At 42.9% G+C, this 13239-nt stretch carries 10 protein-coding genes; 4 read left to right on the top strand and 6 right to left on the bottom strand.

Annotation, left to right across the window (positions count from 1 at the left end; all coding sequences use genetic code 11):
- The first annotated feature begins 6 nt into the window (after window positions 1–6).
- On the top strand, window positions 7–1515 hold the full coding sequence (locus tag AC27IB_RS05210; protein WP_487119395.1) for an ATP-binding protein: 1509 nt from the start codon (window positions 7–9) through the stop codon (window positions 1513–1515).
- Here AC27IB_RS05210 and AC27IB_RS05205 read toward each other — a convergent pair.
- The 4 genes from AC27IB_RS05205 to AC27IB_RS05190 form a co-directional block, all read right to left on the bottom strand.
- Window positions 1512–3500 (bottom strand): ATP-binding protein, encoded by a 1989-nt coding sequence (locus tag AC27IB_RS05205; RefSeq protein WP_487119393.1) that lies wholly within the window; start codon window positions 3498–3500, stop codon window positions 1512–1514. The two genes, AC27IB_RS05210 and AC27IB_RS05205, sit on opposite strands and share 4 nt — an antisense overlap.
- Window positions 3501–3721: 221 nt before the next feature.
- Window positions 3722–4120 carry a GGDEF domain-containing protein gene (locus AC27IB_RS05200; protein WP_296044526.1) on the bottom strand — a complete coding sequence of 133 codons (399 nt, stop codon included), beginning with the start codon at window positions 4118–4120 and terminating at the stop codon, window positions 3722–3724.
- Window positions 4110–4511: a response regulator gene (locus tag AC27IB_RS05195; RefSeq protein WP_296044579.1), complete on the bottom strand. Its 402-nt coding sequence runs from the start codon at window positions 4509–4511 to the stop codon at window positions 4110–4112. Before AC27IB_RS05195 ends, AC27IB_RS05200 begins: the two co-directional genes overlap by 11 nt.
- Window positions 4512–4706: 195 nt before the next feature.
- Window positions 4707–6812 carry an EAL domain-containing protein gene (locus AC27IB_RS05190; protein ID WP_296044525.1) on the bottom strand — a complete coding sequence of 702 codons (2106 nt, stop codon included), beginning with the start codon at window positions 6810–6812 and terminating at the stop codon, window positions 4707–4709.
- A 180-nt stretch (window positions 6813–6992) separates the two neighbouring features.
- Between AC27IB_RS05190 and AC27IB_RS05185 the strand changes: the two genes are divergently transcribed.
- Both AC27IB_RS05185 and AC27IB_RS05180 read left to right on the top strand, forming a co-directional pair.
- Window positions 6993–10439 (top strand): ATP-binding protein, encoded by a 3447-nt coding sequence (locus tag AC27IB_RS05185; RefSeq protein WP_487119390.1) that lies wholly within the window; start codon window positions 6993–6995, stop codon window positions 10437–10439.
- A gap of 230 nt (window positions 10440–10669) precedes the next feature.
- Entirely contained in the window at window positions 10670–11596 is a 927-nt protein-coding gene (locus tag AC27IB_RS05180; RefSeq protein WP_487119388.1) for an alpha/beta hydrolase, read from the top strand.
- A gap of 29 nt (window positions 11597–11625) precedes the next feature.
- Here AC27IB_RS05180 and AC27IB_RS05175 read toward each other — a convergent pair whose 3' ends face one another.
- On the bottom strand, window positions 11626–12195 hold the full coding sequence (locus tag AC27IB_RS05175; protein ID WP_296044519.1) for a phosphoribosyltransferase: 570 nt from the start codon (window positions 12193–12195) through the stop codon (window positions 11626–11628).
- A gap of 89 nt (window positions 12196–12284) precedes the next feature.
- Between AC27IB_RS05175 and AC27IB_RS05170 the strand changes: the two genes are divergently transcribed.
- On the top strand, window positions 12285–12851 hold the full coding sequence (locus AC27IB_RS05170; RefSeq protein ID WP_296044517.1) for a phosphoribosyltransferase: 567 nt from the start codon (window positions 12285–12287) through the stop codon (window positions 12849–12851).
- A gap of 10 nt (window positions 12852–12861) precedes the next feature.
- Here the strand turns inward: AC27IB_RS05170 and AC27IB_RS05165 are convergent, their stop codons facing one another.
- Window positions 12862–13224 (bottom strand): hypothetical protein, encoded by a 363-nt coding sequence (locus AC27IB_RS05165; RefSeq protein WP_296044516.1) that lies wholly within the window; start codon window positions 13222–13224, stop codon window positions 12862–12864.
- Window positions 13225–13239 lie beyond the last annotated feature (15 nt).

Genomic DNA, 13239 nt, shown 5'->3' with positions numbered 1-13239 from the left:
AAGTAAATGTCCACAGGGCTGGAAATACACGAGGCTATATTAGAAAACCTGGGTGAGGCACTCATCATAATTACCGGATCCGGAGCGATAGAGCAGTTTACTTACGCGGCTGAACAGCTCTTTCAGTATGATCGTAATGAGGTACTTGGTAAGAATGTTTCAATGTTAATGCCCGATGAGATTGGCCTTACTCATCAGCACCATATCAATGCCTACGACTCAACCGAGCGTAGTACTGCCCTAGGTAAAACCCGCGAATTGATTGGGCTTCGCAAAAACGGGGAACGATTTCCTGTTGAAATCATTGTTACTAAAGTGGTCGTTGATGACCGTAGGTTGTTTGTGGGCCTGCTTAAAGATATCACTGAAAAAGTAAACACTTTTAATGCTTTAAGTGAAGCCAAAGCAATGGCAGATGCGGCTAATCATGCCAAGAGTGAGTTTTTAGGCAACATGTGCCACGAAATCAGAACGCCTATGAATGGGATATTGGGCACACTGCAATTGTTACAACAGCGTTCGTTAGATACGGATGCGGCTAAACTGGTTGACATAGCTTTAACTTCGTCTGAATTACTAATGCGAATATTGAACGATTTGCTCGACTTTTCCAAACTGGAAGCCAGTAAACTCAATATTGAAGAGTCCCCTATTCTACTAAGCAGCCTGGTAAGTGAGGTTATTAATAACGTGCGAGATGCTGCTGAAAAAAAAGGTGTGCAGTTAGTGGTTAGTAGTGACGCGTTACCTACAGAAGAATGGCTAGGGGACTTAGTAAGAATCAAACAAATTCTGGGCAATATACTTTCAAACGCGATTAAGTTCACTGACAAAGGCGTGATCTCATTATCGGTTACCACCTCGGATAAATCTGTGGTTTTCATTGTGCGGGATACCGGAATTGGAATGACGAAAGAACAAATTCACAGCCTTTGCGACAGATTCACTCAGGCTGATCTTTCCACCACACGAAAGTATGGCGGAACTGGCTTAGGGATGGCCATTGTTAACGAACTTATTTCGTTAATGAACGGCTCGCTCAAAGTCGATAGCACACCGGGTGTCGGGACTGCTATTACCGTTGACTTACCACTGGCTAAAACTGCCAGTACCAGTCAGTTCGAAGAAAATGTCATTGTAGCGCCCAATTTTACCGGTAAATCATTATTAATAGCCGAAGACAATGATATCAATCGAATCATCCTCGAAGAACTTTTAAAGCCAACTAAAGCGAAGTTAGTGTTGGTATCAGACGGTAAGCAGGCCTTTGAGTATTGTTGCCAATCACACGTTGATATAGTGATCACCGACATCAACATGCCGGTAATGGGCGGCGAAGAATCACTCGAAAATTTAAGGCGTTCAGGTTTTAGCAAACCGGTTGTTGCACTTACTGCCAATGCTGTAAAGCATCAGGTGGATCATTATCTGGCGTTGGGGTTTAACGACGTCGTGGTTAAACCTGTTTTTGCCGAGTCGTTGTTTAACGTTTTGCAAAAACATCTTGATGATTAATTTTTCAGATTAACCGCAGACAACTCTGTACAAAACTCAATAACATCGATTATTTTCTCGATCGTTAATGGTTTTAAAATGACCTTATCCATCCCAGCCTCCTCACATCGAGCTTGGTTATCTTCAGTTACATCAGCTGTCATAGCGATTATCATGACGTTGTCGTTACTGGTTTCCCTTATCTTTTGAGTTGCTTCAAAGCCATCCATGACCGGCATGTGGCAATCCATAAAAATAATATCGTAGTCACAACGTTTTAATGCAGCTAGGGCTTCTTCACCATTAACGGCATGGTCTGATTTTAAACCAAGCTCATTCAAAAAAACTTCTGCAACAAGTCGGTTAGTGTCTACGTCATCTACCAGAAGAACGTTAAACCTAGCATTTATTTTGCTAAGTGATTTTTGTTCAGTCTCGGCCGGTTGTTCTGATGGCTCAACTGCCTTTAAAGATACTTCAAAGAAAAACTCACTTCCTTTGCCAAACTCACTCTTTACAGCACAATGACCATTCATTTTTTCACAAAGCTGTTTGACTATAGAGAGCCCAAGTCCCCTGCCCGGCGTAATCAGGTTATTAAAACTATTGGTTTGAGAAAACGGTAAGAAAAGTTCAGGGAGGTCTTTTTCAGAAATACCAATACCAGTGTCAATAACACTGCCTTGCAGGACGAGAATATCGTTATTGCGATGGGTACTCACATGCAAACACACTTCGCCTGAATGGGTAAACTTTAACGCATTATCGAGTAAATTAGTCAGTATTTGTCGCAAGCGAACTTCATCACCTTTTACGCTATCCTCGCTAATGTTGAATGAATGAGATAATAGTATTCCTTTTTCATTAAAAGGTTGTTGGTAATGAAGCATTACGCCTGACAGTAAGGAATACACCAGAAAATTCGTTGAATATAACCTTAGCTCCTCGTGATTGACCTGGTTAAAGTCTGTAATATCGTTTATCAGGCGAATTAACGTGCGAGCATTCGCTTTAGCGATGGATAGCTTCTCTTTGGCACTTCCCTCAGGTACCCCGGCGTCAATGGTGTGGAGCATCCCATGCACAGCATTAACCGGTGTACGTAATTCATGACTAATTCGAGACAAGAGCCGATTTCTGGAGTTAAGCAATAATTCCAGTTCATTCCGCTGTTTTTCAACATCCAGTTTTGCTCGTTTCCGCTCATCAATATCCTGAAACGCACCGAACATCCTCACGCATTGCCCATTTACCATTTCTGCCGTACCCAGTGCGGCAACCCACTTTTCATCACCATGGTATGTCACAATCCTAACTTCCAGGTCCCAGGATTCTCCATGATAAATACCATTAAACACCGCATTGGAAATTTTTTCTCTGTCTTCTCCCTCTTTGTAAAACTCAATAGCTTTGTTTAAGTCCGGCTCAAAATCAGCAGGTACCTCATGAATGGCGCGAGTTTGAAGACTCCAGTAAATCGTATTTGCGATTAAATCGACTTCCCACCATCCAATGGTTGCCAACTTCTCCATAGAGCGCATAGAGTCCGACTTTTTCTGAGACACACGTTTAGCTTCGCTTAAAGCAATTTGCGTTGCCAAAAGCTGCGTTACAACTTCTATTTGATGCTGAATGCTCTTAGTGAGCATTACATCAGGAAGTGAATTTTTACTTACAAAATATAACGCACCATTAAAACCACAGGCGGCGGAGATCGGAGAGCATAAATAATTGATGGGCTTGCTTTGGAACTTTGTTTGGCTTGAGCAAAGCTCCAATGGAGGGAGAGGAAGCGTTGCGACTAACTCTTCAACGCTTTCTTCATCGCCAAAACTGCTCTCTCCAATGCTTGTTAAAACAGTTAAGGTTTTACCATCTGCACGAGCTAGTATCAGGCAATCTATCAAAAAGTAGTTAGCCAATACTCTAAGCATTTGTTCAGAAATGCCCTTTGGTTCATTTGCGTGGTAAGAAAACAGTGCCGAGATAGCCTTAGTCAAACTCATCTATGATCCATACTTTTCATTATCCTCTGAAAATACATTTCACTCGATAAATATTGTTGAACAACGTCACCTACCGGTTAAATAATTGTTGACTATGTTAAAGAAAACGCAAGGAATTTAGTGTTAAAAGGAGCGTTATAACCGAAGTTGATTTGGTGCTGCACCGCCATAGCTATTCAAAATTGAACACAAATAAAGATACTAACCTACCTATCAAAAAGCTAAATACTATGACCAACGCATTGGTTTTTACCAGCCGTTTTAGCTTCAAATAGGGCAAGTTCGGCTTCGTTTACTAACCCAGCTAATGACGTTTGATCGTCCGGTTTAGTGACTACAAACCCAAGACTAATCGTGATTACACCACTGCCACAGTTTGAGTTTTCCATGTTTAAGCTCTCTACATTCTTACACATCGCTTTCGCCAACTGCTTCACCCCTTCTTTATCGGTATTGGGCAAAAAAACTGCGAACTCTTCGCCGCCATACCTTAGTATTTTATCTTGTGGCCGTCGTAATGTGTGTTTTAGCGCTGTTGCCACTTGAGCCAAACAGTTGTCCCCTTCCAGGTGACCGTATGTGTCATTAAAAGATTTGAAATTATCAACATCAATCATCATAACAGCCAAAGTTAACCTGCTCTCTCACACAGTGCTTGAAAACAGCTGGAATCTCGGCATTCATGTAATAACGGTTATATAATCCGGTAAGTGGATCTCTGAATGTTTCCTCAGTGAGTAGATCTAAACGAAGCTTGCTTAATAAGATGTTTCTAACCCTGTGCTGAAGGGTCGATGCTACCACTGGTTTAATAATGAAATCAGAGGCACCCGCCTCCCAGCATCTATCCTGGTCCTCGGGTTTACCCGCCCCGGTAATAAAAATCACAGGTATGTCTGCCGTGTTCTGATTGGCTTTAAGTTCCCGGCAAACAGTAATACCGTCTTTTCCTGGCATATTTAAGTCGAGCAAAACCACGTCTGGCCTAGATTCGAGGCAAAACTCTACCATATTCAAACTATTATATTATCACTGTACTCAGTAACAATAATGTCCTGTAAAATGGCAGCTAAGACTAACAAACTGGATTTATCATCATCGACTATCACCGCCTTGCACTCTGAGAGGCCTTTTGTTTGAAATTGAGGCTCTTTGAATGTCGTATATTCATTTAATAAAGTCATAGCGTCTCTGTGTTTGTGCACTTCATAGAGCAATGGGCGTCCAGGCATTTTTAAGTTCATCCATTGGCAACGGTTTACTAAAGTAATAACCTTGCGCTTCCGTACAGCCTAATTCTTTTAACATAATCAGCTGCGCTTCATTCTCAACCCCTTCACACACAATATTTAAATTCAGTGAATCTGCGAGGTGTTTAATGGCCTTAAACAGGCTTCTGGCTTGTTCATCGACAGCGATGTCATTGATAAAAGAACGGTCGACCTTTAGCACGTTAAAGTTAAAACTACGTAAGTACGATAAACTGGAGTAACCCGTACCAAAATCGTCCAGGGCGATACTAATGCCAATCTTTTGCAAAGATGTAATGGCTTGCTTGGCAGCGTTGATATTTTCAATTAAGGCTGATTCAGTGATCTCAAGCTCAAGATACTTAGCAGGTAACTTGCACTTTAATAGCGTATCAGCAACGGTTTTCGTAAAGCCAAATTTGTTAAACTGCGCGGCACCTATATTTACTGCAACCTTGGTTGGGCGGCCTTCTTCTAGCCACTGTTTCGCTTGTCGGCAACTCTTCTCAAGTACTTGTTTGCCTAGCTGATTGATAAGATCTGACTCTTCCGCAACGGGAATAAAATGAATAGGAGGGAGTAGTTGGCCGGTTTGATTAAACATTCTCACCAACGCTTCCATACCCGTTAATTCGCCATTAACCAGGCTATATTTGGGTTGAAAGTATACCTCTAAGGCATCTTCCTTTATCCGTTGGTGCAACAACTTTTCTATACTTAAACGTTCTTCCAGCTCGTGAGAAAGTGAATTGGAATAAAGCGCAATATTGTTCTTCCCCTCACTTTTTACTTTATACATTGCAGTGTCTGCATGACGCATCAGCTCTTCCGGTGTATTCGCATCATTGGGGTAAATTGAGATTCCCATGCTAACAGACAAACGATGTTCTTCGTCGTTTAGCGTAAAGGGTTCATTTATGGCGTCCAGTATTTGCGACGACACACGATTGATACAACTCATGTTTTTACAATCGCTGATCATTACCACAAATTCATCACCTCCAATGCGTGAAACCGTATCTCTGGAGTCAACTACCCCATCAAGACGCCTTGCCACGTGCTGAATGATATTATCCCCAAGGTGATGGCCTACCGCATCGTTAATGTATTTGAAATTATCCAGGTCGATTAGCAGTGTTGCGACCATGTGGCCGGTACTTTCTGCCACCGTTATCGCCTGTAGCATACGGTCATGAAGTAATACCCGGTTTGGCAGCCCAGTTAGTTGGTCATGATTAGTAAGATGTGTCATCTGAACAGCCATGGATATGGCATCACTCACGTCCTGAAATACAATCACCCCTCCACTCAAGTGCCCTGCTATATCAACTATCGGGCTGGCTGTGTCTTCAACTCTATAGCGCTCACCATCTTTAGCGACCAGTTCAGCATTAAGTGCCATTGCCACAGTACGTCTCTGCCTAAGCGCTACTTTAAGTGGATTTTCCATTTTCTTACCACTGCTGGCATCTTGTAAGTTCATTACTGTGTCTATCGACTCCCCTTGCGCCTGTTTATCCGTCCAGCCGGTTAAACGCTGCCCAACAGGGTTGATATAGGTAATCTTTGCATCTTTATCGGTGGCGATAACGGCATCACCAATACAATGCAGTATGGTATTCAGGTGGGTCTTTTCCCGGTGCATGGTTGAATAGGCTTGATGAAGAGAACGAGCCTGCTGTTTTATGGTAATTTGACTCTTTACACGTAAACGGCACACTTCCATATGAATGGGCTTCGATATAAAGTCCACTGCACCGATTTCTAATGCCTGCGCTTCCGACTGAACGTCTTTATGGGAAGTAATAAAAATAAAACTTGTATTAACCAATGCAGGGATGGCTTGCAATGCTTTACAGAGGGTAAAGCCATCCATATCCGGCATTTCGATATCCAGCAAAATAACATCGGGCAGGTGTTCTTCTGCGAGTTTAAGCGCCTCAAATGGTGATGTGGTTTTGATTACAGAGTAATAATCTTTTAGCGCATTTTCTACAATCAACAAATCGGCTTCCTGGTCATCCACAGCAAGCACCACGCCTTTTTGGAAATCTAGTTTCATTAACAATCCTTCGTACACGATAATACAAATAATGACTTCTTAACCAAGTCTAGTAGGCTTTTGCATTTCAGTCATTTTTTTATTGCTATTCTTATAGTTATCATCTATTCGTTATAGCAATATTGATATTTTCTTCGTGCTTTCCGTGCACAATCCATTTCATCACACGGGAAAATCTTAATGGATTCAAGATTCTCTTTTTCTTTGTATGCAGCAGTCACCACAATCGTGTCATTGCTTATTGGTTTCATTGGTAATCAGCAGATTGTTGCTTCATACAACGAAAACCTGCTGACTGATTTGCAAATCAACCTGAAAGAAGCGGATGTACATCTAACTAATGAATTCGCTAGCTATAGAGAAGACTTCGGCTTTTTGCACACTACGCCGCCTATAAGTGGTCTTACACGCGCAAGTGAAACAGGCGTGGATCCGCTTGACGGTACTACAACTGCGTTGTGGAAATCGCGACTTGAAAAAATTTTTATGGGCTTTATGCAGCACAATCTAGCCTACTTCCAATTACGGATTCTGGATAATCAAGGGCAAGAGCTAATTCGGGTGGAGCGATTAGATAACCTCATTACCGCTCGTGCCGAGAACGACCTCGCGGATAAGAGTACACGCTATTATTTCACCGAAACCTCGATGCTTTCCGAAGAGCAGTTATTCGTCTCCATAATCGACCTGAACCGGGAAAATGGTGAAATCTCATTCCCATACCGTCCTACACTCAGACTTGCCCGGCCAATATATGGAGAAGATAACGCCTTTTTTGGTATCTTAATTGCCAATATCGATGTCAGTTACCTAATAGCAGAGCTGGACCTCCTTGTTACCAACAAATATGACTTGCTCCTAACTGATGCAGAGGGCTTTTTTATTAAACATCCCGATGAAAATCTCCGGTATAGCCGCGATCTGGCACCTTCGCTAAATTTCCCCAGCTATTACCGGGAAACTCCTGCTTCTATTGTAAACCTCCGGCAGTACGAGACTACAGACCAGCTATATTGGGGAATTGATGATGAGCTAACCGTTTCTGGTTACTCTCAGGGAAGTGTATTACACCCTTATATATTGTTTTCAAACGATAAGTATCAGGATGAGTTGAACAGTGTAAGGCTTCAGTTTTTCCTTGCACTTACAGGCATCTGGGCAGCCGCGTTATTCGGACTTTTCTTTTTGAGTAACAACAATAAGCGGCTATCAAGTCTTTTAAAAGTTGCAGAAGAAGCGCAATCAGCGGTTAATGTGGCAGACGATGCTATCATCACGGTAAATGAGCATGGGGACATTAATACAGTCAATAATGCTTTTGAAAACATATTGTTAGTTCACCGCAATGAATGCTTAGGTGAGTCTGTGTCTGATGTGTTTTCTCGGTTTGGTTGCAATGTATTCAAAAACAGTTTTGAAACAGGCGAAATTGAGTCGTTACACAATTTCGAGTGGCAATTGGTACGCCCAGGTGCTCCTGATAAATGGCTAAAGACGAAAATACAGCCAGTCGAAAACTCAAAATCTGAAGCCGCATTCGCGATAGTTACCTGTGATATCACCACGGAAAAACTGGCTACTTTAGCTATTGAAAAGAGTAATGAACGATTAGAAGCTACGGTAAATGAGAGAACACAAGAGCTTAAATCTGCAATGGATAAAGCGCTTGAGGTCAGTGATCTGAAGTCTAACTTTATCTCCACTATCAGCCATGAAATGCGAACCCCGTTAAACGGCATTGTCGGCGCAGTGAGCCTGTTAAAAAATCAACCATTAAACGCTCAGCAGCTCGAGCTAACACAAATGGCCGAAAATAGCGTTGATGCGCTGCGGCGATTAATAAACGACGTTTTAGATCTATCCAAGATTGAAGCAGGAAAACTTGAATTACAGCAACGCCACTTCAATGCAGAAGCATTAATAGAGAGCATTGCCAGTACGATGTCAGTTGTGGCCAATGAAAAATCACTGGATTTTTACATTGATACTGTTGATCTTGATTTATCCATGATTAATAGCGATCCCCACCGACTCACCCAGGTGCTTACCAATCTACTTAATAATGCTATTAAGTTTACCACTGGTGGTTATATCTTGCTTAAAGCATGGAGTAATATAACTAACGACAATGCCTGTCTTTACATCGACATAACTGACACTGGCACCGGGATTGCGGCCCAAAATCTGGACAAATTATTTAAAGCGTTTTCTCAGGCTGATGAAGGCATTTCGGCCAAATATGGCGGAACCGGGCTGGGGCTTTCTATCTGTAAACAAATTCTCGATTTATTAGGCGGCAATATCACTGTAGAGTCAACAGAGGGAGAAGGCTCAACATTTCACGTAGAGTTACCTGTAAACCTATGGGAAGAAAAATCCCTGGCAGGCAAAGAGCGATTAAGGGGCCAGACAATAGGCATTTTGATCAACAAAAGCCCTTTAAATTCGATAGTAAATCGTTTAGTCAAAAGCCATGGCGGGAATACACACACTATTAGTGATTATCAGCACGAAGATGAGTGGGCGAAGTTATCAATGCTCGTGGTTGATAATTCGCGAGAAGATTTCAGTCAAATAACCGCCATGCACCAATCGGTAGTCTCAAAGCTTGGGCGAGGCATTAAATTCATTATAATTTCCACTACGCCAATGGACATGGAAGATTTACCAAAAGGCTCAGTTAATTTAATAGAGCCTCTTTATCGCTCTTCATTTCTATCCTCGTTACTGGACAGTCGTCAAAAGACCTGGAACAGCCCTCTCAACCCGGAAACTGTTATTGAGCGTCGAAGTACCGACGTCAACTCATCAAGTGCAACAATATCAGGCCAGTTACTCAATTGCCGGGCACTTGTTGTCGACGATAATGAAATCAATACCCAGGTCGCTCGATACATCTTAGAACCCCATAACGTGAAAGTCTCCGTGGTTGAAAATGGCAAGAAAGCGATTAAACATTTAGCGGCCTCTAAAGAAACCTATAACGTTATTCTGATGGATTGCAATATGCCTGTTATGAATGGTTACGATGCCACCAGAGCGATCCGCGCTGGAAGTGCCGGTGTAACATATCAATCGATTCCGATTATCGCCATGACAGCCAATGCCATGAAAGGTGAAAGTGAGAAATGCATGGCCGCAGGCATGAATGACTACATTACGAAGCCCGTCGAACCATCTTTGCTTATTCGAAAAATTTCACAACACATACCTACAGGCACAGAGACTCAGGATGAATCAGAGCCAGTAAAGGTTGATACTTCTGAAAACGAGTTTGTTACCGCGCCGCTTTGGAAAAAAGACGATGCGTTGATCCGCTTAGGAGGCAGAGAACCGCTGTTGGCGCAATTGTTAGCGCTATTTGTTAAAGGGGCTGAGCAAAAATTTGAAGCGATACAAGATGCCTTTACCGCTCAGGATAGAGAGAAGCTTCGTTTTTCAGCTCATGCCCTTAAAGGCAATTCAGGGGATGTTGGTGCAGAGGCACTGCATAAGACTCTGGCTGAACTAGAGCAGCAGGCTCCGGATGCCCCTTTTGATACGTTAAAATTACTCGTTGAATCTTCCCAAACCTTGTTAAATGAGACGTTACAGATATTCTATGATTATCTACAATCGCAAGCATAAGAACGCATTGATGCTTGTTGAGCCTGATTAATCGCCAGAAGACGAGCTACAAATGATGAGAGCAGACCAACTATATTCTTCAATTGTATTAGTACATGTGATTCATTAAAGCAGCGACTCAACTTTCAACAACGCATCATTGATATTCGGTTTATTCATTGGCAACCTGGCCATTCTGATTTTATTTATTGTAAGCTTGCTATTCACCGGCCATCTGGAGTTATTCGTTGATGAACACCGTTTCAGCAAAACTTAGCAATTTTCTTGAGCAAGTCAGCATCGCCAGAAAGCAGGCCCTGGAAAATGGTATTGAGCCTTCACCGGCGCTCGCGCGCAGTAACATGGAAAACCTGTCGACATTGAATGGTAAAGGCCCGGATGTTCAGTATGTCTCAGACGGTAGCTTCTTTGTAGAAAACGGTTCGCGTACAGAAATCCCCTTTCGTATTTACTCGCCAAAACCCGCTGATAAATTGCCTGTGATACTCCATCTGCACGGCGGAGGCCATATGTGCGGTGATCTGGATACCTACGATGCTATAAGCCGCAGGATGGCGAAATATACTAATAGTGTGGTGATTACGCTGGATTACCGGCTGGCACCAGAGCATCCCTATCCAGCCGCTATCGAGGACTGTCGGTTTCTTTTATCTCACTATAAGTCGTTGTTAGGTAGCCTTGGGTTTACAGATGAGCTTATTCTGGCTGGAGACAGTGCCGGCGGCGCCCTGGCTGCCACATTATCAGCCGCAAACAAAGGCCCGCAAATCAGCAAGCAAATCCTGGTTTATCCGAGTCTTGATTACACAATGGCGCATCCTTCATTGGATACATATCAAACCGGTTACTTGCTGGAAAAAGCGGGGATTGCCTGGTATTTCGATAATTACCTGCAAAACGGTGAAAACAGAATGCAGGTCTCGCCACTCTACTTGCCTGTGCCAGAAAGCATTCCCGAAACACTGATGATGGTGGCCAATTGCGATCCGTTGCAGGATGAAGCGTATGCTTATGCCGACAAACTAATAAAAGCTGACGTACCAGTGCAGATGAAAATATTTAAAGGCATGGTTCACGGCTTTTTACTGCTGAACACCCTGGTTGATGAAGAATGTGAACAGGCTTACGAATTAATGAACCAGTTTATTAACGGTTAGCAGGTTAATGATTCACTTTTATAGTTACCCTACTCGTCTTTCAAATGCCCTTTAAGGATGTCGTACAACTTAGGGCGGTTTTCGGCAATCTCCTGTGTGCTGAGCCCTTCTAATGAATGTGGGTATTTGAGCCAGGCTTCTGTTTCATACAAGTAATAATCCGGCACCAAGTTAGTTTGATTGCGTTGAGGCTTGTAATACGGTACGGCTACGCGAATATCCTCTGGCGTGTTCAGCCTGCATAGATCCGTTAGTTTATTAAAGATGGCTTGTACTGAACGGCCACTGTCGAATACATCATCAACGATTAACAACTTGTCCTGATGCTGGATATTCTTAACCAGGTAATTTAGGCCATGAACTTTAACTTCTTTAGCCTGATCGTCGATGCCCTGGTAAGACGAAGTTCTAATTGCAATATTGTCGGTTTCCACACCATGAAACGCCAGGTATTCCTGCACCGCGATGCCTATTGGCGCTCCGCCTCGCCACACGGCAATGATAAACGTCGGCTCAAACCCGGAATCATACACCTTCGCGGCCAATTTAAATGAGTCGTCTAACAACCCCTGCGCATTTAAATAGGTTTTACTTTTCATCACTCGCCTCACTAAAAGGTATTAACTTACCGGTCGGTCAAATGCTATGGTAGCCTTAACCTGGCATTGTGTCACATGGGAGATGCTCGTTGGAAAAGCGTTATCTTGAAGAACAGCAAATTATTGAAGATTCTTTTCGTTTAGGCGTTCAGATTTTTGAAAGTGGTTTTCGCCCTACGTTTATTGTGGGCCTGTGGCGTGGTGGCAGCGCAGTGGGTATTTATGTTCAGGAATGTTTGCAAACCCTTGGCGTGCAAACCGACCATATAGCGTTACGAACCTCTTACCCGGGCTTGCCGGAATACCAGAATATGGTTGAAACGCCTGAACGGATAAGGGTTCATGGTACCCAGTATCTGATAGAAAACCTCAACATTGACGATGGCCTGCTAATAGTAGACGACGTATTTAGTTCTGGTCACAATATCACTGCTGTCATTAACCGCCTGAGTACCAAACTCAAACGTAACATGCCGGAAGAAGTCCGAATCGCAACCCTTTATCAGCGCACCGGTTATAACCGCACTACCCTCAAGCCCGATTTTTGTCTGCATGAAACCTCCGACTGGCTGGTGTTTCCCTATGAATTAAAAGGGCTCAGTCACGAAGAAATTGCTGCCAATAAGCCTTATGTCGCGCCCTATTTACGAACTTAACGACTTGATATTACAGATTGATAAGTTTGTTAAGGTATTCTTTTAGCGGCGTATTGATAACCTTAACATCCGGGCTGTCGTTTATCTTCAGGGCCGTAATTACTATAGACTTAAGATACTGATACTCTTCATACACCTCAGGAATGTCGAGGCGCTGTGTAAGTGCTTCAATCTGTTCGTTGGTTAGTTTATTACGGCTAATGTAGCGCCGAATATAGCTACGCCATTCATCAACATGGCTTATTTCCAGACGCTCCGGGAAAACGTTGAGCTCCTCAATATCCTGTTTAAAATCATGAGGCGGCTGCGGTTCGTCCAGTAAATACCGGTAAGTAAATAGTGTAATGATTGCATGATGGTTGGTGGCTTGCATAGGCTTTACCTTTGT

The organism is Alteromonas sp. 4NH20-0104 (assembly GCF_057547795.1).
Note: the sequence above shows the minus strand (reverse complement) of the source record. Positions and strands in the feature narration are given on the sequence as shown.